Source organism: Allochromatium vinosum DSM 180, assembly GCF_000025485.1.
Lineage (GTDB): Bacteria > Pseudomonadota > Gammaproteobacteria > Chromatiales > Chromatiaceae > Thermochromatium > Thermochromatium vinosum.
Genome location: NC_013851.1, coordinates 3,152,452 through 3,177,878, shown reverse-complemented (window position 1 = coordinate 3,177,878; position 25,427 = coordinate 3,152,452). Strand labels below are relative to the sequence as shown.

General features: G+C 62.9%; 23 protein-coding genes. 7 read left to right on the top strand and 16 right to left on the bottom strand.

Features of this window, described 5'->3' with window-relative positions; genetic code table 11:
- The first annotated feature begins 5 nt into the window (after window positions 1-5).
- The 3 genes from ALVIN_RS14015 (at window position 6) to ALVIN_RS14005 (ending at window position 3,971) form a co-directional block, all read left to right on the top strand.
- Window positions 6-941 carry a hypothetical protein gene (locus ALVIN_RS14015; RefSeq protein WP_012971983.1) on the top strand — a complete coding sequence of 312 codons (936 nt, stop codon included), beginning with the start codon at window positions 6-8 and terminating at the stop codon, window positions 939-941.
- 101 nt (window positions 942-1,042) lie between these two features.
- Window positions 1,043-2,374 carry an IS4 family transposase gene (locus ALVIN_RS14010; RefSeq protein WP_012969763.1) on the top strand — a complete coding sequence of 444 codons (1,332 nt, stop codon included), beginning with the start codon at window positions 1,043-1,045 and terminating at the stop codon, window positions 2,372-2,374.
- 226 nt (window positions 2,375-2,600) lie between these two features.
- Window positions 2,601-3,971 carry a hypothetical protein gene (locus tag ALVIN_RS14005; protein ID WP_012971982.1) on the top strand — a complete coding sequence of 457 codons (1,371 nt, stop codon included), beginning with the start codon at window positions 2,601-2,603 and terminating at the stop codon, window positions 3,969-3,971.
- 284 nt (window positions 3,972-4,255) lie between these two features.
- Here the strand turns inward: ALVIN_RS14005 and pabB are convergent, their stop codons facing one another.
- Window positions 4,256-5,629: an aminodeoxychorismate synthase component I gene (gene pabB / locus ALVIN_RS14000; RefSeq protein ID WP_012971981.1), complete on the bottom strand. Its 1,374-nt coding sequence runs from the start codon at window positions 5,627-5,629 to the stop codon at window positions 4,256-4,258.
- Between the two features lie 197 nt (window positions 5,630-5,826).
- Between pabB and ALVIN_RS13995 the strand changes: the two genes are divergently transcribed.
- Window positions 5,827-7,275 (top strand): methyl-accepting chemotaxis protein, encoded by a 1,449-nt coding sequence (locus tag ALVIN_RS13995; protein ID WP_012971980.1) that lies wholly within the window; start codon window positions 5,827-5,829, stop codon window positions 7,273-7,275.
- Between the two features lie 21 nt (window positions 7,276-7,296).
- Here the strand turns inward: ALVIN_RS13995 and ALVIN_RS13990 are convergent, their stop codons facing one another.
- From ALVIN_RS13990 to ALVIN_RS13970, 5 genes are all read right to left on the bottom strand, one after another.
- Window positions 7,297-7,635 (bottom strand): ArsR/SmtB family transcription factor, encoded by a 339-nt coding sequence (locus ALVIN_RS13990; protein WP_012971979.1) that lies wholly within the window; start codon window positions 7,633-7,635, stop codon window positions 7,297-7,299.
- A gap of 15 nt (window positions 7,636-7,650) precedes the next feature.
- Window positions 7,651-8,493: an ATP-binding response regulator gene (locus ALVIN_RS13985; RefSeq protein WP_012971978.1), complete on the bottom strand. Its 843-nt coding sequence runs from the start codon at window positions 8,491-8,493 to the stop codon at window positions 7,651-7,653.
- The gene (locus ALVIN_RS13980) at window positions 8,490-10,910 is read right to left on the bottom strand and encodes a hybrid sensor histidine kinase/response regulator (protein ID WP_012971977.1); all 2,421 of its coding nucleotides are present in this window, start codon (window positions 10,908-10,910) and stop codon (window positions 8,490-8,492) included. Before ALVIN_RS13980 ends, ALVIN_RS13985 begins: the two co-directional genes overlap by 4 nt.
- A gap of 6 nt (window positions 10,911-10,916) precedes the next feature.
- Window positions 10,917-11,381 (bottom strand): peroxiredoxin, encoded by a 465-nt coding sequence (locus ALVIN_RS13975; protein ID WP_012971976.1) that lies wholly within the window; start codon window positions 11,379-11,381, stop codon window positions 10,917-10,919.
- Window positions 11,382-11,621: 240 nt separating this feature from the next.
- The gene (locus ALVIN_RS13970) at window positions 11,622-12,212 is read right to left on the bottom strand and encodes a class I SAM-dependent methyltransferase (RefSeq protein WP_012971975.1); all 591 of its coding nucleotides are present in this window, start codon (window positions 12,210-12,212) and stop codon (window positions 11,622-11,624) included.
- Between the two features lie 179 nt (window positions 12,213-12,391).
- On the opposite strand from ALVIN_RS13970, the gene ALVIN_RS13965 reads away from it, so the two are divergent.
- From ALVIN_RS13965 to hypE, 3 genes are read left to right on the top strand one after another with little or no spacing between them, the layout of a single operon-like run.
- On the top strand, window positions 12,392-12,667 hold the full coding sequence (locus ALVIN_RS13965; protein WP_012971974.1) for a HypC/HybG/HupF family hydrogenase formation chaperone: 276 nt from the start codon (window positions 12,392-12,394) through the stop codon (window positions 12,665-12,667).
- Window positions 12,664-13,791 (top strand): hydrogenase formation protein HypD, encoded by a 1,128-nt coding sequence (hypD, locus tag ALVIN_RS13960; RefSeq protein ID WP_012971973.1) that lies wholly within the window; start codon window positions 12,664-12,666, stop codon window positions 13,789-13,791. Before ALVIN_RS13965 ends, hypD begins: the two co-directional genes overlap by 4 nt.
- Window positions 13,791-14,837, top strand: a complete 1,047-nt coding sequence (hypE, locus tag ALVIN_RS13955) for a hydrogenase expression/formation protein HypE (RefSeq protein ID WP_012971972.1) — start codon at window positions 13,791-13,793, stop codon at window positions 14,835-14,837. Before hypD ends, hypE begins: the two co-directional genes overlap by 1 nt.
- 10 nt (window positions 14,838-14,847) lie before the next feature.
- On the opposite strand, the gene ALVIN_RS13950 is transcribed toward hypE, so the two are convergent.
- From ALVIN_RS13950 to ALVIN_RS13905, 10 genes are all read right to left on the bottom strand, one after another.
- Entirely contained in the window at window positions 14,848-15,225 is a 378-nt protein-coding gene (locus tag ALVIN_RS13950; protein WP_043796342.1) for a helix-turn-helix domain-containing protein, read from the bottom strand.
- A gap of 211 nt (window positions 15,226-15,436) precedes the next feature.
- Entirely contained in the window at window positions 15,437-16,405 is a 969-nt protein-coding gene (locus tag ALVIN_RS13945; RefSeq protein ID WP_012971970.1) for a LysR family transcriptional regulator, read from the bottom strand.
- 130 nt (window positions 16,406-16,535) lie between these two features.
- Window positions 16,536-17,711 carry a twin-arginine translocase subunit TatC gene (tatC, locus tag ALVIN_RS13940; RefSeq protein ID WP_012971969.1) on the bottom strand — a complete coding sequence of 392 codons (1,176 nt, stop codon included), beginning with the start codon at window positions 17,709-17,711 and terminating at the stop codon, window positions 16,536-16,538.
- A gap of 48 nt (window positions 17,712-17,759) precedes the next feature.
- Window positions 17,760-18,077: a phosphoribosyl-ATP diphosphatase gene (locus ALVIN_RS13935; protein WP_012971968.1), complete on the bottom strand. Its 318-nt coding sequence runs from the start codon at window positions 18,075-18,077 to the stop codon at window positions 17,760-17,762.
- Window positions 18,078-18,094: 17 nt separating this feature from the next.
- Complete coding sequence (gene hisI / locus ALVIN_RS13930) at window positions 18,095-18,499, bottom strand: phosphoribosyl-AMP cyclohydrolase (RefSeq protein WP_012971967.1); 405 nt, start codon at window positions 18,497-18,499, stop codon at window positions 18,095-18,097.
- The gene (hisA, locus tag ALVIN_RS13925) at window positions 18,496-19,236 is read right to left on the bottom strand and encodes a 1-(5-phosphoribosyl)-5-[(5-phosphoribosylamino)methylideneamino]imidazole-4-carboxamide isomerase (protein ID WP_012971966.1); all 741 of its coding nucleotides are present in this window, start codon (window positions 19,234-19,236) and stop codon (window positions 18,496-18,498) included. Before hisA ends, hisI begins: the two co-directional genes overlap by 4 nt.
- Window positions 19,237-19,296: 60 nt before the next feature.
- Window positions 19,297-19,908 carry an imidazoleglycerol-phosphate dehydratase HisB gene (gene hisB, locus ALVIN_RS13920; protein ID WP_012971965.1) on the bottom strand — a complete coding sequence of 204 codons (612 nt, stop codon included), beginning with the start codon at window positions 19,906-19,908 and terminating at the stop codon, window positions 19,297-19,299.
- Between the two features lie 121 nt (window positions 19,909-20,029).
- On the bottom strand, window positions 20,030-21,463 hold the full coding sequence (gatB, locus tag ALVIN_RS13915; protein WP_012971964.1) for an Asp-tRNA(Asn)/Glu-tRNA(Gln) amidotransferase subunit GatB: 1,434 nt from the start codon (window positions 21,461-21,463) through the stop codon (window positions 20,030-20,032).
- 281 nt (window positions 21,464-21,744) lie between these two features.
- Entirely contained in the window at window positions 21,745-22,989 is a 1,245-nt protein-coding gene (locus tag ALVIN_RS13910; RefSeq protein WP_012971963.1) for an ATP-binding protein, read from the bottom strand.
- A gap of 144 nt (window positions 22,990-23,133) precedes the next feature.
- On the bottom strand, window positions 23,134-25,422 hold the full coding sequence (locus ALVIN_RS13905; RefSeq protein WP_012971962.1) for a S8 family peptidase: 2,289 nt from the start codon (window positions 25,420-25,422) through the stop codon (window positions 23,134-23,136).
- Window positions 25,423-25,427: the final 5 nt, after the last annotated feature.

Below are 25,427 nucleotides of genomic sequence, written 5' to 3'. Positions count from 1 at the left end.
ATACTATGCCAAGAACCGTTATTGAGTATAAATGTTTGCTTATTTCTCCAAGCGATGTTAAAAGTGAACGGGTCGCGCTTACCGATACCGTTAACCAGTGGAACGCTCAAATTGGCAATGCGCTTGGAGCTAAAGTTGAATTGGTCAAATGGGAAACACACTCCGCTCCTGACATGTCCGGTGAACCCCAGTCCGTATTAAACAAACAGATCGTTGATCATTGTGATTTTGGTGTTGCGGTTTTCTGGTATCGGCTTGGGACGCCAACGAACGAGCACGCATCCGGCTCTATCGAAGAAATCAACCGAATGGGGGAAAGCGGGAAGCGCGTTCTTATATATTTTTGTTCGCGCGCTATACCCCAAGATGCCTTAACGACAGATCAGTATCAAAGACTCCAAGAAACAAAGAAAGATCTTCAACAGAAAGGGTTGCTCGGAACGTATAGTGATGCGAGTAATCTCCAGCAACAGTTTCAGCTTCATTTAACTAAGGTTATTGCGGAGCTATTAGGGAAAGACAAGGCGGAAATTTCACAGTTTCAGAATCTTCAGCCGACAACACTGCCAAAACCAGATGTGCGAGTGAAGGTCAACGGCGCATTCGTCACCGGTTATGAAGGGGTTCAGGACGTCGTAAGTGTTGAGGTGCAAAACCACTCGCCAATGACAGTGTTTCTCGGAAACGTCGTCCTGCGTCTTAGAGGTGGAAACGTGCTCTTCCCTACTGCAGATGCGGTAACCAAGGAGTTTCAGAAGCGTAGAGAACTCATGCCCGGACAGAAATTCTCTTTCCACATCTCCCCTCGATTAATTTTTGAGCACACCGATATTGACGACATCCTCTGTGCCGCCGTTTCTGATGATATCGAGCGCGCTTACGAGTCGGACGGAGAGGCACTTCGCGTGATTCTACAAAGCATGAGGAATAGAAACGGTTAGCATAACAATTGGCTCAGCTCCGGCCCAATACCCATCCCATTACACAGAACTTTAAGTGTACGATAGCGAACTGTTTTTTCTGAGACATGTTGGAGCACACGATGGGCTGGGCGTCGGAAGAATTGGCCTCGATTGATCTGGGCGACACGCGCCGCGACCGGCGTGCGATCCACTTGATCGAGCGCCTGGCCGAGCATCCGACGGCGAGTATTCCTGGGGCCTGCAACGGCTGGGCGGAGACGCAGGCGGCCTATCGGTTTCTCGGCAGTGAACGCTACGACTGGCTCGACATTCTTGAGCCGCATCGTCAGTGCACGCAGAGGCGCATGGCGGCCTATCCGGTGGTGCTGTGTCTGCAGGACACCACGGAGCTGGACTTCAACGGCCAGACGATCAAAGGACTTGGTCCCTTGAGCTACGAGGCCCAGCGCGGGATGTACCTGCATCCGACCTACGCGGTGACGCCCGAGCGCGAACCGTTGGGTGTCCTGGATGCCTGGATGTGGGCCCGCGAGCCAAAAGACGCCGACGGCCAGCGTCCGGGAGGCCCCGAGAGTGTGCGCTGGAAAGAAGGCTATGAACGGGTGGCGGACCTGGCCAGGGAGTTGCCCGACACCCGCCTGGTCTATGTGGCCGATCGTGAGGCCGACATACTGGACCTGATGGTGCGCGCTCGGGATTTGGCAACCCCCGCCGATTGGCTGTTGCGCGCCAAGCATAACCGCGCGTTGCCCGGTGGCGAGGGCCAGAAGCTGTGGGGACGTGTGCTGGACACTGAACCGCTCGGGGAGGTGCGCTTCACCGTGCCGCCTGGACGCGGGCGCACCGCCCGAACGGTGCGCCAGGAACTCTATGCGCAGCGGGTGAGCCTCTCGGACCGGCGCCAAGGTCACCTTGAGGTCACCGGCGTGATCGCGCGTGAAATTGAGGCCCCCAAGGGCGTCAAACCGATCGAATGGCGTCTGCTGACCAACCGTCGAGCCGACACGCTCGAGGCCGTCGTCGAACTGATCGAATGGTACCGGGCGCGCTGGGAAATCGAGTTGCTGTTCTTGGTGCTCAAGGAAGGCTGTCGGGTCGAGGCCCTGCAACTGGGCACTGTCGAGCGCTTGGAACGCGCTTTCGCGCTGTTTCTGGTGGTGGGATGGCGCATCGCACGATTGATGCGCCTGGGACGCACGGTGCCTGACCTGGAGGCCTCGCTGCTGCTCGAACCCGAGGAGTGGCAAGCGGCCTACATCCTGGCCAAGAAGCCCGTACCCAAGCAGCCCCCGCGACTCAACGACGTGCTGCGCTTGATCGCCCGCCAGGGCGGTTTTCTCGGACGCAAGGGCGACGGCGAACCCGGTGTAAAAACCATTTGGCTCGGTTTGCAGCGCATCAGAGACGTGGCCGCCGGAATCAAATTCGCCAGGGAATCTCATGACTTATGAAGATGTGTGTAATGAGATGCCCAATACCGCGCGCCGAGTTTATCGAAATGATTCAATGCTGTGCCAGCGCGGTATTGGGTCGGCTAGCCAGTCGTTAGGAGCGGGAGCCAGATATACACTGGCTTACCAGTGCTTGGCAGATCGGCGCGCTTAAAATTAGCATATGGGCGGCATATCGTGGTGCATGCATAAATAGTGTTTAAAATGTATAACGGAAGTGGGAAATATGGGGTTAAAGACTGAACTAGCTGCGTTAGTAGGTGAGCTAGACCATTTGCATCAGGGGGCAGCCCCTTGGTCCGAAGAGATTGGAATTCCCGATTTCGTGACGGCAGAGAACGGTATGCAGCGATATTTTACGCGGAAGGCAAGAGAAGGTCTTTGGCGGGTCTCTGCTATCCTCCACCGAAATCGAGCCAATAACTTGGTGAGGGTCGAACTTGAAAGCTATAAAAATTTTGTCCGCCAAGCTGTTGCTGACATGCATGCTGCTGGGCATTTTTCCAGATTAGATGAGTCTGACGAGGGTAATGCTCTGACAAAGTTAAAGTCGATCATAGAAGAGCGACTTGCAAGTATGTCCAACGAATATACGCACTATTTTCCCGCATGGACTTTGGGAATGGAGAGATCGGGTCCGTTTCACCTCGGCCCCGTTATATTTCTGAATAGAGGTGATTGGATAGATGCAGTCGATTTCCCCCAACGCGGGAAGGACCACTACCTAGACCGGCCAGATGCAAACCATCGCTGGAAGGATCTTCTTAAGGACGCGCTGCAGAAGCCCAGAGATCGCACACCCATTGAGGGGATTGCAAATTTGGTCTATGGTGCGGTCGCTGAGTGTCCAGCTTTGGTCAAGGTAGCTGTTCGGGGCTACGAACTTAATTTTTCACAAAAACTTGCGAGACTGGTCGCCAAGGCAGCGCTTGACGCAATTTCTTTAGGGTTTGGAGCTCCCGAGTGTTTTCTGCAGCAGGCGCTTCAAGACGAGCGCTTGCCCCCTGTCGGAAGCAATAGTCTGGTCGAAACCCAAGGGTTTCTCTGGTTACCGGGCGGCTCACTCGGGAAGCGGATTCCCATACAGCCCCCTCAACGGGTGAGCCAAGCAGTGGCTGACATGAAGGAAATCATTCCGGCATTTGCAGCAATTCTAGATGGATTGGTAGATCCGGCTAATCACCCACATCCAAAACTTGCTAATCGATGGGCGACAGCACTGGATTGGTACGGTGAGGGATGCCGTGAGTCAAGTGATGCGATAGCGTTGGCTAAGCTTGGTACCTGTCTTGATGTGTTGTGCTGCGGAGGCAAGAACGTTGGCATTCGAGATATGGTAGTCCATCTTACCGGCACAGATAGAAATACGCAGGTGGTACAGGGTGTCCGCCCTCGCACCCTAGAGCAATTAATCAAGGATATCTATGATCATGGCCGGTCGCAGATACTTCATGGAACGCACTACGACAGGCTGGAATCATTCGCGGTTGAGCGGCAGCATGCTGCCTACCTCGCTCGGATCGTGTTAATCGAGATTGCACTACGGCTGCAAAGCTTTAACGGTCTTGACGAGGCCAAAGCATTCCGGACTATTTAACCACCGTTTTTGGTTTTTGGGTCGCTCGAGTCGGTGTCGGTATCGATTTCCTAACAAGTGGTTGAACCCGAAAAACCGAGGGAACCTCAGAATGTAAAGAGTTTACTGCTCGCGCTCCCAGTCTTCCGCATTGGCCACGAAAAAGTCCTCGCCGGAACGGCGAATGACCCCTAAGCGGTTCATGCCCGCTAATTGCCTGCTCTACGAGACTTTTTAGATTGTCTCCAAACTGACTAACGCTAACGGCATCCATAATACCCATCCTCGGTTGTACGGGAATGCCGCTAAGTCGAGGCGTTATGTTGAACGGCCGATTGGAGTAAATCGAGCAAGGGTGCCGCCTTGTGATAGGTCTCGCGATACTCGGACTCGGGGTCGGAATCGATGACGATGCCGCCGCCGGCCCAGAAGCGGGCGACGCTGTCGGCGTGGACCAGGGTACGAATGACGATGTTGGTATCCATCGCCCCATCGAAGCCCAGATAACCGATAGCCCCGCAATAGACACCGCGCCGGTTGGGTTCCAGTTCCTCGATGATCTCCATGGCGCGGCGTTTGGGCGCGCCCGTGATCGAACCGCCGGGGAAGGCCGCGCGCAGTAGATCGAGCGCCGTGCGTCCGGCATCCAGGCGCCCAGCAACGGTGCTGACCAGATGATGGACGCGGGCGAAACGCTCGATCTCGAACAGCGCCGGCACCCGAACGCTCCCGGTCGCACACACCCGCCCCAGATCATTCCTCAGCAGATCGACGATCATCACATTCTCAGCCCGATCCTTGGCACTCAGACGCAGCGACTCGGCCAGACGCGCATCCTCAACCGGATCGGTCGAGCGCGGGCGCGTGCCCTTGATCGGGCGGGTCTCGACCCAGCCGTCCCGGACCTGGAGAAAGCGCTCAGGCGAGGAACACAGAATCTGCGCATCAGGCGTGCTCAGATAGGCACTGAAGGGCGCGGCGTTGAGCGCCCGCAGTCGCTGATAGGCCGTCCAGGGATCACCCGTGACCGGAGCGGCGAAGCGCTGGGCAAAATTGACCTGATAACAGTCGCCCGCGATCAGATAGTCCCGAATCCTTGCCAGCGCCTGAAGATAGCCCGCGTGCGTCAGATTGGACTCCACCGGGCCGAGCGTCCGGAACGGCTCGCGAACCCGGCGCGCGACCGGCGCCGACAACCGCGCCGCCCAGGTGTCGAGCCGACGCGCATCCCAGCCGACCAGACAGGCACGCCGCGCGACGTGATCCAGGATCAAGGCCCAGTCATAGACCCCCACAGCCAGCTCAGGCAGGCGCTCGGCATCGTGTGCCAGACTCGGCAGCGGCACGAAGCGGCGCGCCAGGTCATAGCCGAAATAGCCGATCGCCCCGCCGACGAAGGGCAATCCGGGGACGGTCTCACGCTTCGGCCCCAGGAGCTCGCCCAACAGATCGAGCGGGTCGGCGTGCGAGCGCCCCGTCGAGCCATGGGCACACCACGTACTTTCAGCGCCGCGCGTGACCAGTGTCGCGACCGGATCGGCCGTCAGGATGTCGAAGCGACCCTGATCGCTGAACGGACGCCCGCTGTCGAGCCACACCGGCCAGGGATGGTCGAGCAGTCGCTCCATGCAGGAGCCGGCATCGGGTCGATACTCGAAATCGCGAATCAAAGGGGTCATCGGGCGGGAAACGATCGTATGAACGGAATGTCGCCGACTGTGCGCGCCTCGCGTCCGCCAAGGCTTGTCGGTCCGGGCGGTCCATCGTAGCATGATCGCCCATCGGTCTCGGCCTGCCGGATGGCCCGATCGCTGACGATCAACGATCAGGCGCCTCGATTCCCTTCCAGCCCCCTTATCGCACAGGACTCGTCTCCATGACGCACTCGCCCCTGCAATCGAGGATCTCATGGCTACTCTGGTCGCTCGCGGGGCTGACCTTGGTCGCTCCGGTGCTCGCCTGGCTCGCTCCCGCGCTCGTCCCCTGGACGGTCTTGATCCTGATTCCGGCCATCGGACTCGCGGGCTGGGGGCAGCGTTCCTTGCAACGCGGTTTCGCGCCCCTGTCGCGTCTGACCCAGGTGATCGAACAGGCCGGTCGCGGCCGGTTCGTGCAGCGCATCACCCACCTTCAGTGCGAGGACGAGATCGCCCGTCTCTGCTGGGGAATGAACGACCTTCTGGACCGTCTGGAGGTCTATTTTCAGACCCCGACCGGCGGGAGCGCCACGGGACTCGAAACCCTCAGACAACAGCTCGACCGCGACTGGTCGGGCGACTTCGAGCAGGCACTGAAGCAGTGCGAACGATTGCGTGCCGAATGCGCTGAACGCGAACGCACCCATGGACGCTACCGGCTGCTCGAACGCACTCAGGCACTCAACAGCACCAACCTGCTGTCCAATCTGGCCTCCAGTCAGCAGGATCTGGCGAGCGTCAACCGGGAGATGCAGTCGGTGCTCGATCTGGCCACGACCACGGCGAGCGAGGCCGAGGATGGCCAAGCCACCGTCGGTCAGGTCGTGACCTATCTGCACGCCATCGCCGAGCGCATCAATCACGTCGCCGATGCCGTGGCGCGACTCAACGCGCGCAGCCAGGAGGTCACGGCCGCCGTGCAGCTCATCACGACGATCGCCAACCAGACCAACCTGCTCGCGCTCAACGCCGCCATCGAGGCCGCGCGCGCCGGCGAGGCCGGACGCGGCTTCGCCGTCGTGGCCGACGAGGTGCGCAAGCTCGCCGAGAGCAGTCGGCGCGCCTCAGAGTCCATCGGTCAGGTGATGGGCGAGCTGCGCGGTGAAAGCGAACGGATGCTCGAGAACTCCGACGCCATGCGCGAGATGGCCGGTCAGTCGAGCGCGGTCATCGGCGAGATGGAAGAGCGTTTCGCCCAATTCGCCGGCTCGGCGCGCGAGACCCAGGCGCACGCGCGCCATGCCCGCGACATGGGGTTCGGTACCCTGGTCAAGGTCGATCACATGATCTACAAGCAGCGCGCCTACATGGCCATCGCGACCGACGGCCGCGAGAGCGAGCATGTCGAGGCGATCCGCGTCGATCATCAGAACTGCCGCCTGGGCCGCTGGTACGCGACGAGCGGACACGAGCACTTCGGCGAGACGCACGCCTACGCCGGCCTGGACAAACCGCACGCGCGCGTGCACGAGAACGTGCACCAGATCCTGTCATGGCTGGGTAGCGGTTGGGAGGAGCGTCCCGAACTCCAGGAGACCATCCTCCAGGCCATGCGCGCCGCCGAGGAAGCGAGCCTCCAGGTCATGCGCGAGGTCGACCGGATGCTGGTCGAGAAATACGGCGCCTGAAGCGCTGAAGCCTCAGGCGCTTCAGTGCGGCACGCGATCGTCGAGATTGGCCGGACAGAGCACCTCGCGCATGATGCCGATGAGTTCGAGCAGCTGCGCATTGCGGATGCGGTAATAGATCCGATTGGCCTCCTTGCGCGCGACCACGATGTTCTTGTTCCTGAGCTGTTCGAGATGCTGTGAGATGTTGCTCTGCGAGGTGCCGGTGCGCTCGACGATCTCGCCGACCGACAGTTCGCTCTTGCCGAGCGAGCAGAGAATCTTCCAGCGCAGCGGATGAGCCATCGCCTTGAGGGCGTTGGCGGTCAGGGTGGTGTCTTCGTCCTCTTCGGGAACTTCGGGTGTGCTCGACTCGTTCATCCTTCACTCCTCACTTCAATCGGTCTCGATGCGGGTGTAGCCCGTCATGTCCTTGGCGATACAGATGATATCGCTGATCCGGCCCTCGGTATCCTTCACCGCCGTGCGCGAGAACAGGATCGGCACCCGCCGCCCGTCGCGGGCGATGAAGCGTGCTTCGATCTTGCTCAGCGCCCCGGTGCGGATCAGCGCCTCCAGCCAGGTGCCCATGAAGGCGCCGGCCTGTTCGTCGCCCTCTTCCTCGAACACGTCGCCGATGGCCAGACCGAGCAGTTCCGCCTCACTGTAACCCAGCAGACGCCGCGCGGCCGGATTGGTCAGCTTGATGCGTCCGTCCGGCTCCAGCACCAGCAGCGCCTCGCCCATGTGGCTGAGGATGTTCTCCAGATACTGCCGCGCCTCGGCCAGCTCGCGCGTGCGCTCGGCGACCTTGAGCTCCAGGGTGCGGTTGAGTTCGCGCTCCTTCTCGATCAGCCGGAAATAGGTGCTGATCTTGTTGATGAGCTGGGCGTCCTCGATCGGCTTGAGCAGATAGTCCGCCGCCCCGACCGCAAAGCCCCGGCGCTGGAACTCCTCGGACTTGAACGCCGCCGTCAGGAAGATGATCGGGATGTCGCGGGTGCGCTTGCGCAGCTTCAGGAGCGAGGCGGTCTGGAAACCATCCATCTCCGGCATCTGCACGTCGAGGATGATCAGATCGATGTCCGGGTGCGCATGGGTCAGATCGATCGCTTCCTGGCCCGAACTGGCCTCCAGCACCGTGACGTCGAGATGGCTCTCGATGAGCGTGCGCAGGGTGAAGAGGTTGTGGGCGTGATCGTCGACGATCAGAAGTTTGAAGTCGGCGTAGCGCGTCATGTCCCCTCCGTTACCTGACGACTGGCTGAAGTCCGCCCAGGCGCCTCCCCTGCCGACGGTCCCATGACCCGGGCCAGGAGCGCCGTGAGCGCTTCGGACTCGATCGGCTTGGGCAGCCGCGCGACCGTCTCCCCGTCAAGACAGTCCGTGAGTCGCGGGCCGGAATCCGACGCCCCCATGACCGCCACCGCCGGAGGCGGTCCCAGGGTCTCGGCCAGAAGGGCCTGGATCGTATCACAGGTCGTCTCGGTCGACAGCTGGGCGGCCAGCAGCACCAGCGCACAGCCTTCGCCCTCCTCGCGCAGCGTCTCCAGCGCCTCGTCGAGATCAGCAGCGGTCTGGACGCGCAGAGCGCGCCGCGACAGCTCGGAAGTGAGCCGGATCAGCGTCCTGACATCACGCTCGATGATGAGCACCCAGGGGGCGCCCGGCTCGGAGGCGGACTCGGAGGCCACCTCCAGGCTCGCGGTGTCTTCATCGGCTGCGTCGAGCGACGCGGATGCGGCGATCACCGGCGCCGACTCGGGCCGCGTCTCCGGCGCCACGCCCTCCGGCGACAGCGGCAACAGCAGCGAGAAGCGCGACCCGATGCCCGGCGTGCTCTCGACCTCGATGCGGCCGCCGAGCAATGTCGCCAGCTCGCGGCTGATCGCCAGCCCAAGCCCGGTGCCGCCATACCGGCGCCGTGTCGAGCCGTCGGCCTGCTGGAAGGCTTCGAAGATGATCTCCTGTTTGTCGGGCGGGATGCCGATGCCGGTGTCGATCACGCTCAGGATCAGCGGCCGTTCGGATTCCGCGCATCCGCCGACCTCGATGCGCACCTCGCCGCACTCGGTGAACTTGATGGCATTGGCGAGAAAATTCTTGAGGATCTGGCGCAGCTTGTCACGATCGGTCCGGATGTGCTCGGGTGCGTCCGGCTCCAGCCGCAGACTCAGCTCGACCGGCTTGTCGGCGAGCTGCGGGCTGAAGAGTTCGATCAGATCTTCCAGCATGGGTCGCAGATCCACCGGCTCCGGATTCAGGCCGAGTCGCCCGGATTCGATGCGTGAGATGTCGAGGATGTTGTCGATCAGGGCGCGCAGATCGCGTCCGGCCTCGTGGATGACCTGGGCCTGACGGCGCTGGGTCGGACTCAGACCATTGCCTTCGGCGCCGAGCATCTTCGACAGCAGCAGGATGGAATTGAGCGGCGTGCGCAGCTCATGACTGACATTGGCCAGGAACTGCGACTTGTAGCGGTTGGATCGTTCCAGTTCACGGGTATGGGCGCGCGCCGCATACAGATGCTCGGCATGGGTCGCAGCCAGCTCAGTGAGTCGCTCGCCGAGTTCGCGCAGTTCGCGCGGCCCGGTCCAGCTGAAACGCAGCGGCTGACCGTCGCGCAGAATGCGCTGGATGCCGCCGAGCAGCTCGTGCCCGAAGTGCTCGACGCGCGCCGCGATCCAGCGCGCCAGCCCCATCACCGCCAGTACCAGCACGGCGATGATGGTCAGCACCCGCACGATCAGCTCGTTGCGGAAGGCATCCAGCGGCGAGGGATCGACCACGCGCCCGACCCAGAGCGGAAAGCCGTCCTCGGTCAGGAACATGGGCACCCACAGCATCTGCCGGCCCTGACCGCCCTTCCACAACGCCAGCTTGCCCTCGGCGAAGATCGCCGCCAGTCCCGGAAAGGTCTCGAACGCCTCGGGCTGGCCGCTGGCCGGCTGCCCCGGACGCAGATAGCTGCCGTCGTGATTGACCCAGAGCGTATTGCGGTAGAACTGCGCCAACCCACCGACATCGATGGTCAGCACCACCACGCCCGGCTTGGGGTCGCCCTGCTCGCTGCCGATCGGACTGACCAGGTTGAGCGTCATGAGCTGGCGCGGATCATCGACTCCGGTGCGGGCGTCGACGCGGATACGGCTGACCATGACCGCGCCGGGCTGACTCTGCAATCCGGCATCGAGGAATTGGCGATTCGGGATCTGAGGGGGCTGGGCGGTCGGGCGCCACTCCTGGGTGTGTGCATCACGCACCAGCCAGAAGCGTTCCTGCCCCTCGGCGTCGACGAACAGGATCTGGATGACGTCGTGCTGATCGGCCAGGATCTGGTTGATCCAGGTGGTATAGCGCGCGCGCGCCAGATCGATCTGATCCGACTCGCCGCGCGCGCCCAGGATCAGTCCCGGATCGGGCAGCTTGGCCAGGAAGCGGATCATCTCGTGACGGCTGGCCAGATGCTGGTCGAGATCGCGGAAGTCCGCGCGCAGATTCTGCAGGTAGGCGCGCTGATAGAAGAGCGCGGTGCGATCGAGCACCAGCGGCAGATTGATGAGCGCGGCCAGGATCAGCGGCATCAGGCCGAAGATCAGCAGGAACAGCAGGATATAGGCGCGCAGCTTGACGCCGGGCGCGCGGGCCGGGGACATCCGGGGTCAGAGCGCGCGCACCAGGTCGAGCACCTGGGCGGCGTGGCCCTTGGGCTTGACTTCATAGAGCGCGTGCCGGATGACGCCCGATTTGTCGACGACGAAGGTCGAGCGCAGGATGCCGAGGCGCTTCTCGCCGTGCGCCTCCTTCTCGCGCCAGACGCCATAGGCTTCGCACACCTCGCCATCGCTGTCGGAGAGCAGATGGATCGAGAGTCCGTACTTGTCGCGGAAGGCGCCGTGACTGGCGCAGGTGTCGCGGCTGATGCCGAGGATCTCGGTGCCGGCGGCCTCGAACTCAGCTTGCAGGTCGGTGAATTCGAGCGCTTCCATGGTGCAACCGGGCGTGTCGTCCTTGGGATAGAAATAGATCACGCCATGACGCCGCCCCTTGAGCGAGGCGAGACTCACCGGCTCCATATCGGCGTTGGGCAGGGCGAAATCCGGGGCGCGATCGCCGGGTTGCAGCATGGGTGAGTGCTCCATCGACAGGGTTGAACGATGTCCCGAATGTAGGCATGACGACTCAGGTCGTCAACTCTCGCGCCCGCCGCGCGGCGGACGGTCGGAATCGCGCGCCGAATATTCAGTAATTTAGTGTATTATGATTTACTGAAAAAAACTCCAATGAACGCTCCAGGGATCGGGGGCGCACCGAGCAGCAAGCCCTTGGGCCGCGACCGCCGCACACCCGGCCGTCGCGGCCTTTTTTTAGCTGCGCCGTGCCAGGGCCACGGTGTAGTGCGCGCCCTGCTTGAGCTTGTCGTAGTTGCCGAAGACCTCGTTGAGATTGCGCTTCATGTACTGGCGCAGTCCGTTGATCGTGACCAGATAGAGCCGACCGCCGGGGCGCAGGCGGGCGTGGGCGTCGTGCAGCAGGAGTGCCAGCAGTTCCTTGCCGACCTTGGCCGGGACATTGCTGGCGATCAGGTCGAAGCGACGTTCCGGCTCGATCTGGTCGAAGCCGTTGCTCAGACGCGCCTCGGCATTGTCGAGGCGGTTGAGCCGGGCGTTGCGGTTGGCATAGTCGACGGCGACGAAATCCTTGTCGACCAGGAGCGTTCGGCCCAGGGGTGCCAGCGCCGCCAGGGTCAGACCGATCGGGCCATAGCCGCAGCCGAGATCCAGACAGTCGTCGCCCGGCTCGATGTGCAGATGGTCGAGGAGCAGGCGCGTGCCCTCGTCGATCTCGCGCGGCGAGAACAGGCCCCAGGTACTGCGGAATTCGAGGGTACGGCCGCCGAGTTGGGCCGAGAACTGGATGTCGCGGCGCAGACCGGCGAGTTGTTCGGGAGTGAGCATGCTAGTGTCGTTCCGGGCGAAAAGCGTGGATTGAACCGCAAAGACGGCCGGGACGCCAAGGAAAACCCGCCTGACTGTGCGCGAATACAGCCTGGCCGGTGCCATGTCTTGGCTTGAGTCGGCGTCTGGATCGTAGTCCAATGCCAGACCCAAGGCCCACAGTGTTCCAGGAGTCCATCATGTGTCTCGCCATTCCGGCTCGCGTCACCCATGTCACTCGCATCGATCCGGCCATCGACACGGCTGTGGTCGATCTGGGCGGAGTGTCGCGCGAGGTCTCGATCGCGCTGGTTCCGGAGGTGGAGGTCGGCGACTATGTGCTGGTGCACGTCGGCTATGCGCTCAACCGGATCAGCGAGGAGGAGGCCCAGGAGACGCTGAAGCTCATGGCCGAGATGACGCGACTGCTCGACGAAGAGATGGGTAACGCTGACGCGGTCGCCAAGCCGGCATGAAATACATCGACGAATTCCGCGACCAACGGCTGGCACGCCAACTGGCTGCCGCCATCGCCGCCGAGGTCGATCCGGCGCGCCAATACCGCTTGATGGAGTTCTGCGGCGGACACACGCACGCCATCTTCCGCTATGGCGTCCAGCAGTTGATGCCGCCCAATCTGCGCTTCGTCCATGGTCCGGGCTGTCCGGTGTGCGTGCTGCCGATGGCACGGCTCGATCAGGCCATGGCCATGACGCGCGAGCATGGCGTGACGCTCTGCACCTATGGCGATCTGATGCGGGTGCCGGCGAGCGGTCGTCAGACGCTGCTCAAGGCCAAGGCGGCCGGCGCCGACGTGCGCATGATCTATTCGACCCAGGACGTGCTGCGGATCGCACGCGATGAACCCGAGCGTCAGGTGGTCTTCATGGCCATCGGCTTCGAGACCACGACCCCGCCCACGGCGGTCGCCATCCTCCAGGCACGCGCCGAAGGGCTGAAGAACCTGTCCTTCCTGTGCAACCACGTCCTCACGCCGCCCGCGCTGCGCGCCATCCTGTCGCTGGCCGGACCCGATGGCGTGCGGCTCGACGGCATCCTGGGGCCATCGCATGTGAGTACGGTGATCGGTACGCGACCCTATGAGTTCGTACCGAACCAGTTCGGCATTCCGGTCGTGATCGCCGGTTTCGAGCCGCTCGACGTCATGCAGTCGGCGTTGATGCTGGTGCGCCAGATCAACGACGGTCGTCGTGAGGTCGAGAACCAGTACAGCCGCGCCGTCGGCGAGGTCGGGAACACCCGAGCGCTCGAACTCATGGCCCGCGTCTTCGTCACCCGCCCGAGCTTCGAGTGGCGCGGACTCGGCTTCCTGCCCGAGAGTGCGCTGGCACTCGCCGATGACTACGCCGACCTGGACGCCGAGCGCCGCTTTCCGGTCAGGGTCGAGACGAGCCACGAGATCAAGGGTTGCGAGTGCCCGGCCATCCTGCGCGGACTCAAGGAGCCGACCGAGTGCAAGCTGTTCGGCACCGTCTGCACCCCGGACAATCCGATGGGCGCCTGTATGGTCTCGTCCGAGGGCGCGTGCGCGGCCTACTGGAGCCATCGAACACACATGCCATCTTCAGGACGAAACTGATGACCACCAGATCACGCTTTTCCGCCCGACTGGATCTCGAAAACGGCCGGGTCGACATGAGCCATGGCGCCGGCGGACGCGCCATGGCTCAGCTCATCGACGAACTGTTCAAACAGGCGCTCGACAACGAATGGCTGTCCCAGGGCAACGATCAGGCGCTGTTCAGCGTCCCGCCCGGCCGGCTGGTGATGAGCACGGATGCCCATGTGGTCTCGCCGCTGTTCTTTCCGGGCGGGGACATCGGCTCACTGGCGGTGCATGGCACCATCAACGATGTGGCGATGTCCGGGGCGCGACCGCTGCATCTGGCCGCAAGCTTCGTTCTGGAGGAAGGTTTCCCGCTGGCCGATCTGGCGCGCATCGTCGCGAGTCTGGCGCAGGCCGCGCGTGAGGCAGGCGTCGCCATCGTGACGGGCGACACCAAGGTCGTCGAACGCGGCAAGGGCGACGGGGTCTTCATCACCACCACCGGAATCGGCGTGGTACCTGAGGGTATCGCGATCTCGGGCGACCGGGCGCGGCCGGGCGATGTCATCCTGATCAACGGCCACATCGGCGACCACGGGATCGCCATCCTGTCCCAGCGCGAGAACCTCGGCTTCGAGACGGTGATCCAGTCCGACTCAGCCGCCCTGCATGGCCTGATCGCCGACATGATCGCCGCCGTGCCCGACATCCACTGTCTGCGTGACCCGACCCGTGGCGGTCTGGCGACCACGCTCAACGAGCTGGCCCAGCAATCCGGGGTCGGGATGCGCATCCGCGAAACCGACATCCCGGTCCGCGAGGCGGTCTCGGCCGCCTGCGAACTGCTCGGACTCGATCCCGCCTATGTCGCCAACGAGGGCAAGCTGGTGGCGATCTGTCCGGCCGATCGGGCTGAAACCCTGCTGGCGACCATGCGCGCCCATCCGCTGGGTGCGCAAGCCGCCATCATCGGTGAGGTCGTCGAAGATCCGCTCGGCTTCGTGCAGATGCAGACCCGTTTCGGCGGGGAGCGTCTGCTCGACTGGCTCGCGGGCGAGCAACTGCCGCGCATCTGCTGACCTCGGCCGCTCAAGCGTCCCCGGATTCGTCCAGGGTCTCGGGCGCCGCGTCCTCGGCCGGGTCGTGATCCGGCTGGGATCGTGCGAGACTCAGCAGCGTCTCGCGTCCGCGTTCGTCGGTGCGGCGGAAGTGATCGATCAGCTCCAGCTCGCGATCCGAGAGCGGTCCCCGATCGTCGAGACACAGCAGATAGGTCGGCGTGACCGTGCCCAGGGCCACGGACAGCTCATGAGCCTCCTCCAGCCCCATGCGGCGGATGCCCTGCTCATAGTTGCTGATGCGCGACTTGGACAATGAGTTGGTGCGGGCTGACAGATCGGCGAGACTGAGCTTCTGCTCATGCCGGGCCGAGCGCAGGCGCTGGCCGATACGTTTCGTCAGGTCCATGGTGATCTTGATGTTATGCAAGACTGTCTCGTTGTGATAAAGCTAGTTGATAGATGCGAATGATGCCCGCCCCGCCATGAGAGCAGGCGGGACACACATCCTTGATGCGGGGGCGGATACATCGGACAGCCATCCGGCGCGGGTGGTGTTCACCGGCGCGTTCTGGCTCAGAGCGGCCTTCCGGGGCGCGTCAGCCCAAGAGGGCGTCTTCCTATTCGGTGTCGCCGGCGGTCTGCGGCTGCGGTGGCGGCGGCGGTTCGACGAGACGATCGGCAAAGGCGCGATCGAGCGTCTTGATGAAACACTTCGTCTGTGGGGAGAGGAATTTACCACGACGCTGCACGATACCGTAACTGCGTCGCGGAAAATACTGACCGATCGGGATGCGGCTCAGCTTTTCCTCGCCCGTGAGGCAGACGTCGGTGACGATCGAGATGCCGAGACCCAGTTCGACATATTTCTTGATCACCTCCCAGCCGCCGGCCTCCATGGTCACGCGATAGCTCAGGTTGTGCTGCTTGAACACCAGATCAACCATGCGCCAGGTGCTCAGATGCCGTGGCGGCAGGATCAGGCCATGGGGCGCGATCTCCTCCAGCGTCACCCGCTCCTTGCCGGCGAGCGGGTGATCGAGCGGCGTGATCAGGGTCGGCTGATAGGTCACGAAGGGGCGATACGTGATGTCGTCCGGGATCTCCATCATCGATCCCACCGCCAGATCCACTTCGTCGGCGCGCAGCATCGCCAGACCATCGCGCCCGGTGACGTTGTGCATCTTCAGTTCGATGCCCGGATACTGCTCGACGAAGGCCTGGATCGGCTCGGGCAGGATGTAGAGGATGGTCGACTCGCCGGCGGCGATGTTCAACACCCCCTGATCCACGCGCCCGGCCTGGGTGGCGAAGGCCTCGTGGAGCTTGTCCATGCCCTCGACCAGTGGCTCGGCCATCTGGAACAGCAGATCTCCCTCGGGCGTGAGCTTGATCTTGGGTCTGCGGCGCTCGAAGAGCACGGTCCCGAACTCGCGTTCGAGCGCCTGGATCTGGAGCGATACGGTTGGCTGACTGAGAAAGATCTTCTCGGCGGCAGCACTGACGCTGCCGGTGCGCGCGGCATGGCAGAAAGCGCGCAACTGCTTGAGTCGGTTCTGTTTGTAATGAATCTGGGAGCCTGAACCCACGGTCACACTCACTCTTGGCCTACGGATGACCATTGATGGTATACCACAAGATTCATTGACAAAAGCAATATCACCATCTTCTAAGCAAAAAATCCAATCGTTCGATCGCGTTTCGTGATGGACCTCACAGTCAGTGTTCGTCGAGCTGATTCAGGATGTTGCGCGCGACCTGACGCTGGGTCGCATCGCCCTCTTCCAGCACCTGATAGAGCATCTGACGCGCCGCGAAGTCGTTGCCGAGATCGCGCAATTGGTTGGCGCGGACGATCTTGTCTTCGACCGGATCGACGGGCATCGCCGGCGTCTCGGCGGCGGATGACCCGGCCGGCGTGACCGGGGGCGCGTTCGTCTTGGCGGCTTGGGCCAGACGTGCGTCCTCGGCATCGATCAGATCCAGCTCGGTCTCCATCTCGGCGTCGGTCATGGGGCGCCAGCGATCCGGGTCATCGAGGCCGGGTGACAGCTCGCGACCGACAGCCCCGCCGCCGGCGCTCGGTGTGACGGGCAGCGGCTTCGGCGCCGAACCGGCCGGTGGCGGCTCGCCGGAGTCGGAATCCTCGGCGAGCCGACCCTTGAGCAGCACTCGCGACAGCAGGATTCCCAGTTCGAACAGCAGCCACATCGGCACCGCCAGCAGCGTCTGCGAGATCACGTCCGGCGGGGTCAGGAACATGCCGACCACAAAGGCGCCGACGATCACATAGGGCCGCTTGTGTGCCAGTCCCTCGGGCGTCACCGCGCCGATGGCCACCAGCAGGATGGTCGCGATCGGGATCTCGAAGGCGACGCCGAAAGCGAAGAACAGCGTCAGCACGAAGTCCAGATAGGCCGAGATGTCGGTCATCATGGCCACGCCATCGGGCGTGGTGCCGACCATGAAGGCGAACACCAGCGGGAAGACGACGTAGTAGGCAAACAGCATCCCGAGATAGAACAGGAAGATGCTGGAGACCAGCAGCGGGACGGCCAGGCGCTTCTCGTGCTGATAGAGACCGGGCGCGACGAAGGCCCAGAGCTGATAGAGCAGATAGGGCATCGACAGGAACACCGCCGCGATCAGCGCCAGCTTGAAGGGCGTCAGAAAGGGCGAGGCGACCTGGGTGGCGATCATGGTGTTGCCGTCGGGCAACTGCGCCAGGAGCGGCGCGGCCACATAAGCATAGAGACCGTTCGCGAAGGGCAGCAGCACCAGCACCATCACGCCGATGGCGATCAGCATGCGGATCAGACGATCGCGCAACTCGACCAGATGCGAGATGAACGGCTGTTCGGCGCCCGGATCATCGGGCTGCATCGCGAGAGACATGGTTCGAACCCCAGAGTGAGCGGACGCTCGATGGTTGGTGATCTATGTTCAGCCCTGGCGGCCGGCTTTCTCCGTCAGCCCCGAGAGACCGAAGCGCCGGTCCAGCTCGTCGAGCACCTGACGCGGCCCCAGACCCTGCTGCGCGAGCAGCACCAGCGTATGGAACCACAGATCGGCGACTTCGTAGACGAGCTTGTCGGGCACGCCATCCTTGGCGGCCATCACGGTCTCGGTGGCCTCTTCGCCGACCTTCTTGAGGATGGCGTCGAGTCCCTTGGCGTAGAGCTTGGCGACATAGGACGAGTCCGGGTCGGCGCCTTTGCGCGACTCCAGCACCTCGGCGAGTCGGTCGAGTACGTCGTTCATGGCACTAGGCTACCTGGTTACTTCGAGCCGCTATAGATGGCGTTTGGATCCTTGAGCACGGGTGCGATCTCGACCCAGTCGCCGGCCGCATCCAGCTCGCGGTAGAAACAGTCATGGCGCCCGGTATGACAGGCGATGCCGCCCTTCTGCTCGACTTCAAGCAAGATCACGTCGGCATCGCAGTCGAGGCGGATCGAATGGACCACCTGCTGGTGGCCGGATTCCTCGCCCTTGTGCCACAGCCGCGCGCGCGAGCGCGACCAGTAGACGGCGTGTCCTGTCTCGCGCGTCAGACGCAGTGCCTCGCGATTCATCCAGGCCAGCATCAGCACGCTGCCGGTCCCGCGCTCCTGAGCGATGGCCGGGACCAGACCGTCCGGTCCCCAGGCGATGGCGTCGAGCCAGACATCGTTCGCGCTCATTGCTCGGTACCGCTCAGGATGTCGGCCAACCGCTGGCCTTCGGCAAAGTCGAGCGTCCCTTCGTAGATGGCGCGTCCGGTGATGGCGGCCTCGATGCCGCCCGCCTCGCACAGGGCGCGGATGTCGTCGATGTCGGTGATGCCGCCGGAGGCGACGATCGGAATCCGCACCGCCTCGGCCAGGGCGCGCGTGGCCTCGATATTGGGGCCGGACAACATGCCGTCGCGCCCGATGTCGGTATAGACGATGGCCGTCACGCCGTCGTTCTCGAAGCGCCGCGCCAGATCCTCGACCCGATGTTCGGTGATCTCGGCCCAGCCGTTGATGGCGACCTGTCCATCCTTGGCGTCGAGCCCGACCATGATGTGCCCTGGGAAGGCGCGGCAGGCGCGGGCGACGAACTCAGGCTCACGCACGGCCTGGGTGCCGATGATGCAGTAGCGCACGCCGGCCTTGAGATAGGCGTCGATGGTCGCCTCATCGCGGATGCCGCCGCCGACCTGGATCGGCAGCTCGGGATAGGCCGCCGCGATGCCGCGGATGGCCGCGCCATTGACCGGCTCGCCGGCGAAGGCGCCGTTGAGGTCGACCAGATGCAGCCGTCGGGCGCCGGCGTCGACCCAGCGTCCGGCCATCTCGACCGGGTCGTCGGAGAAGATGGTTTCATCGTCCATGCGGCCCTGACGCAGCCGCACGCAGCGGCCATCCTTCAAATCGATCGCGGGAATCAGCAGCACCGGATTGCTCTCTCGCTGTATGGCTGTGGGATGTCGAATGAACGCTTCAGAGGTGACGCCTTACAGCGTCCCCTTGGTCGAGGGCGTGATGCCGGCCATGCGCGGGTCCGGTTCGATGGCCATGCGCAACGCACGCCCGAACGCCTTGAAGATGGTCTCGGCCTGGTGATGGGAGTTGACGCCGCGCAGGTTGTCGATGTGCAGCGTCATCCCGGCATGGTTGACCAGTCCCTGGAAGAACTCCTGGAACAGATCGACATCGAAGGCCCCGATCTGAGCGCGGGTGAAGGTGACGCCATAGACCAGTCCCGGTCGCCCCGACAGATCGATCACCACGCGCGAGAGTGCCTCGTCCAGCGGCACATAGGCATGACCATAGCGGCGGATGCCCTGCTTGTCGCCGAGCGCACGCGCGAGCGCCTGACCGAGCGTGATGCCCAGGTCCTCGACCGTGTGATGATCGTCGATATGTCGGTCGCCGACCGCCTCGATGTCGAGGTCGATCAGACCGTGACGCGCCACCTGATCGAGCATGTGCTCCAGGAAGGGCACGCCGGTCTTGAAGGACGCTCGACCCTGACCGTCCAGGTCGAGACTGACGCGGATCTGGGTTTCGAGCGTGTGACGTTCGACCTGGGCGCAACGGGATTGAGCGGATATAGCCTGTGACATGATCGGGACTGTGGTCGTAGGCGACGCACCAGGACGGCGCGCGTCGAAAGCGGCATTAAACCACAGCCATACGCTAAAGCATAAATCGGGGCGCGTATCGCGCCCCGCACGACCCGCGCTCTCAGGGCGCCAGCTTGCGCTTGAGGATCTCGTTGACCTGGGCCGGATTGGCCTTGCCGCCGCTCTGCTTCATCACCTGGCCGACGAAGAAGCCGAACACCTTGTCCTTGCCGGCGCGGTACTGCTCGACCTGCTCCGGGTTGGCGGCGACGATGGCCTCGATCATGGACTCGATGGCGCCGGTGTCGGTGATCTGCTTGAGACCCTGGGCTTCGATCACGGCATCGGCCTCGCCGCCGCCGTTCCACATGCCTTCGAACACCTGCTTGGCCAGCTTGCCCGAGACCGTGCCGTCCTGGATGCGCGCGATCAGACCGGCCAGGGCACTCGCCGACACCGGACTGGCGCCGATCTCGCACTCGCTCTTGTTGAGCGCCGCCATCAGCTCGCCGCTCACCCAGTTGGCCGCCAGCTTCGGCTCGCCGCAGGCGCGGGCCACGGTCTCGTAGTAATCGGCCAGCTCACGGCTGGCGGTCAGCAGATTGGCGTCGTACTCCGACAGCCCGTACTCGGACTGGAAGCGCGCGCGCTTGGCATCCGGCAACTCCGGCAGATCGGCGGTCGCCTCGGTCAGAAAGGCGTCGTCGATCTCCAGCGGCAGCAGATCCGGATCGGGGAAGTAGCGATAGTCGTTGGCTTCCTCCTTGGTGCGCATCGAGCGCGTCTCGTCCTTGACGGCATCGTACAGCCGCGTTTCCTGGACCACGGTGCCGCCGCCCTCGATCAGATCGATCTGGCGCTCGACCTCGAAGGCGATGGCCTTCTCCAGAAAACGGAAGGAATTGACGTTCTTGATCTCGGCGCGGGTGCCGAATTCTTTCTGCCCGACCGGACGCACCGAGACGTTGGCGTCCATGCGGAAGGAGCCTTCCTGCATGTTGCCGTCGCTGATGCCGATGTAGCGCACGATCTGGTGGATCTTCTTGGCATAGGCCACGGCCTCGGCCGGCGAGCGCAGATCCGGCTCGGAGACGATCTCCAGCAGCGGCGTACCGGCGCGGTTGAGATCGATGCCGGTGAAGCCGTGGAAGTCCTCGTGCAGCGACTTGCCGGCGTCTTCTTCCAGGTGGGCGCGGGTGACGCCGATGGTCTTGACCGTGCCGTCGTCGAGGACGATCTCGACCCGGCCCTTGCCGACCACCGGCAGCTCGTACTGACTGATCTGATAGCCCTTGGGCAGGTCGGGATAGAAGTAATTCTTGCGCGCGAACACCGAGCGCGGCGCGATCTCGGCGTCGATGGCCTTACCGAAGCGCACCGCGAGGCGCACCGCCTCGACATTGAGCACCGGCAGCACGCCCGGCAGCCCCAGGTCGATGGCGCAGGCCTGGGTGTTGGGTTCGGCGCCGAAGGCGGTCGGCGCGCCGGAGAAGATCTTGGACTGGGTCGCGAGCTGGGTGTGGATCTCGAGACCGATGACGGTTTCCCACTGCATGGTCGGTCCTGTTCGATGGATGTCGATTCGATCCGCGATGTTACCAAAATTACCAAGCCCCGCCTTTCAGAGGGTGTCGCAAAAGGGCATCCAATCGGTGTACACTGTGAGTTGTATGGCAAAGAACATCCGCGTATAGGGTAATGCAGCGAGTGTACCGGCAAATACGCGCTGTCGACACTAGCCACCAGCTCGGTCTGTTTGAAAGCGAGCGGGAGGCTCTGGCTTCAGCCGAAGGAGTCATCAAAGCCGGCTCTTCACCGCATGCAACAGACGCGCTTTCATCTGGCTCCCACCGGCAAGTCTTGGGCGTAGATGGTCAAACACAGTTCCAGGTCGCCGATGGCTTCATACAGCGGTCGTCGGCCCGAGAGGCGTTCGCTTTCGCGCAGGATCATCTCGACCCCGAAACCGCGACGATCCATCAGCAGACGTCGGCCCAGCGTCGGATCGTCCACCGGGTAGTAGCGCGCGAACAGGCTGGCGAGGATTTCGTTGCGTGGCACCGACAGGCGGGTCATGGACTCCAGCGACAGGGTATTGGGCAGGGCGCCGGGCGAGTGGATCTCCAGCCGGTCGCTGAACATGAACAGACGGATGCGCTGGCCGTGAAGCGAATAGTCGCGATGCGCGACCGCGTTGACGATGGCCTCGAAGACCGCGTCCAGGGCGTATTGCGGGTAATCGATGCGTCCCAGACGTTTGCGCGCTACCGTCACCATGTTGCGGCGCACGAAGTGCAAGGCGTCGAAGATCTGCCGATCCAGCGGTCCCCGGATCTCCAGGGCGTCGATCTGTTCATTGGGGTCGTTGCGCACGCCGTGATGGGCGACGGCCAGGATCTCGGCGTTGCGCAGCCAGCGCGTCGGGTCGAGCGTGCACAGCAGCACGCCGGCCACCGTTGGCGCCCATTGCTCGTCGTGCCGGGCCAGCAGGTGCAGGCGTTCGAGTTGCTCGGGTATCTCACCTTCGTCCGGGTGCAGGAAGCGGCGCACCAGTAGCGCATCGATATCGTCGGGGGTACAGCCAGGCACCGTCTGCTCCTCGAACCGGATCAGCCGGGCCTGACTGCGTTGTTGAAACAGTCGGGCCAGCGCATCGGGCGTCAGCTCGCGCTTGGCGTGCCCGACGCGACGGAAATAGCCGTTGGCGCTCTTGTGTACCCACAGGCTGCGCGGCACCTCCACGGTGATGACCGGCACCGGGGTTCCGGTCGCATCGGGCAGGGTCAGGTGACGGGTGACGATGTCCAGCGGCGGCTGGATACGGTCGGTGCAGATCGCCGTCAGCCAGGTCTCTGCGCGGTCCAGATGTTCCAGCGGCAAGCCGATGATTTCGCGCGTCCGGTCGTCCACGCCCAGCACCAGCAGGCCGCCGCTGGCGTTGGCCATCGCCGCCAGTTCGTCGGACAGGCCATCGGGATGCGGCTCGAACACCTTGCCGCTGTCCTTGATCGCCAACCGCTTGAGTTCCAGGGTCGAGTCCTCGCCCAAGCGGATGCGCTGCTGGAGCTGTTCGGCGTTCATCAGTCTTCGGCCAGCTCCGGATCATCCGGCGATATAGATAGCTCCAGCCGGGGGCGTCTTTCCTTGCCGGTCCAGGTGAGTTCGAGTTTTTGCTTGTTCATGAATGTTGTTTTCAAAGTAGCAAGAGCTTGGCTTGACAGGGCATCAAACACGAGCACGCGCACGCAACTGGACACGAGCTTGCAGCGCTGCACGCACTTGGACGTAAAGCTGAGCACTGCCCTCTTCTCGATCGTTAAGCACTACGGCAAGCGCATAGGACTCGTCTTCATCGCGCCCATCGGACCAGGAGTTGTCTTGTCGAGTCACCACGATAAACACTTTGTGGTTATTGTTCAGGGTTTGTTTGAAGCTCCAACGAGAGACCTGCAACGTGCCGTTTTTACGGATGTCGTTGCACAACCAGCGGCTAGTGTTGCGCTCACCCATACCTTTTTCCCGATTGCGCCGGTAAGCCTGAGTGACCACCTCTAAGCTCTCTGCCGTCACCAGATGAAACCAGAGCTTCGTTCTCCGGTAGTCCAGCCGCGTGGTGCGCACCACAGGGCTATAGGCAAGCGCGACGGCTACCTCACGAGTGCGGCGACAGCCGGCCCAGAAACAGTCGGGCAAGGGGAGTTCGAAGAAGTGATGTCGGTCGTTGTCGATACGTTCTTCGGCCAGCAGCGTGACACTGTGATCCAGCGAGCGGTAGAGCGCCGCATCGTCCACGCATCCGTAACCGACGAGGCGCAAGAGCTTGTCTCGGGCTTCAGTACGGTTGCCGGAGTTCAACAGGGTCTCGCTAGGTTGCGGCCAGCGGGCATGAACGCCGATCAGTGCGCGCAGCAGGTTGGGCGAGGCATCGGGTATTTCCGCCAGTAGCCGCGCGGCTTTGTGGGCGACCTGCGGTGCGGCGTAACTGGTGCCGATGTCTTCCTTAAACGCGGTCCCAGAGACAAAGCCACCATTGAGCGACACCACCCCCAGCCCAGTATGGTCTGTGCCGCCTCCCGTGCGCCGCCGGGCGATGTTGCCGGCAGGCGCGACCAAGTCGGGCTTGATGGCGCCATTGATGGACGGACCGCTGCGAGTCAATGGAAACGGTTGCCCCGTCCGTGCCAACACATGGTCTTCAATCGTGAAGGGATAGCGCTGTGCGTTGCGTGTGGCCTCATTCTGGCTCAAGCCGCCGACGGTCAGGGCGTTGAGCGATGTGGCAGGATCCAGTAGGCGAGCGTCGTCTTCCAGCATATAGTCGGGGTAGTGCGTGCGTGTGTCAGCAGGCAACTGGGATGGTGACAGATTGCCCGTCGGTACCACGAACAGAATGCCCAACTCACGTGTCAGCCGATCCAGCGTATAGGCCAGCCCGCGCACATGACGGCCATCGTAGACCTTGTTCAGGTCGCCGTAACTCAGATTGAACACGCGGCAGCCGTATTGTGCATGCAGATCATGAACAGCTTCTTCGACCGCCTTTTCGACGAACTCGGTTTGGTCTTGTCCGCCGTCCTCGAATACCTTGCCGGAAAACAGGCGAAGCTGCGGGACGAACTGCCCCTGCTGAATGTGGCTTTGGACGTCGCCGTACAACGCAAGCCCGCTGACGAAGGTGCCGTGCCAGTGAGGAGTGGTGTCATCCGCACGGCGATGTGGCGTAAGGTAGCCTTGTGCGTCGCCGACCGCCGCGCCAAGCAGCGGATGTCCGCGTGTCAAGCCGGAATCCAGTACGCCAATGGCCGGAGCATCGTCGGACGGAGGATCGATCAGAGGAAACTGATTGATGTCGGTATGCAGCAGCTGTACGGTGACGCCCAAGCGTGGGGGGAGATCGACCGTGCGCACATCACGGTGACGCAGGATCTGTTCGGACTGTGATCGATTACAACGCACGCGGACCATGACGAGCGAGGGTTGCCGGACGTCGTCCAGCATTGCCTGGCGCTTGTCTTGTCGCTCCTGGGGCCAGAGTTCTACATCGAGTACGAAGGTTAGTGTGGCCGGAAGTCCTTGCTCAAGCAACGCCGCCCCGGTGCGGTCATCGGGAGTCCAGTGGTCGAAGTCTTCGATGACGTAGAGCAGTTCCTTGCGCGTGACGGTCCCATCGCGCGCAAGGGTGGTCAGGCGACTTTCGAACTCGCTCAAGCCTTCATCGGTGGCAAAGGCCAGCACGATGGATTCGTCTTCCTGACTGACGATCTCCACGCCAGGAATGGCATTGAAGGTAGGTACGTTTTTGTCGCCCGCACGCAGTCGAATCTTAAGCAGCGTGCGATCGTCGAATCCGCCGACGTCTTCTTCTGTCGCTCGTTGCCGCGCTTGGCTAAGCCGTCCGGCCAACGCGGTGCCATGTGCTCTCGGATCGGCAGGAGGGTGGACGCCCGGATGACGCCTCGGATGTCGTTCCGTTGAGGGAGCTTCTCGCTCCAGGCGTAAGTGTTTATGGGCCATGCCTT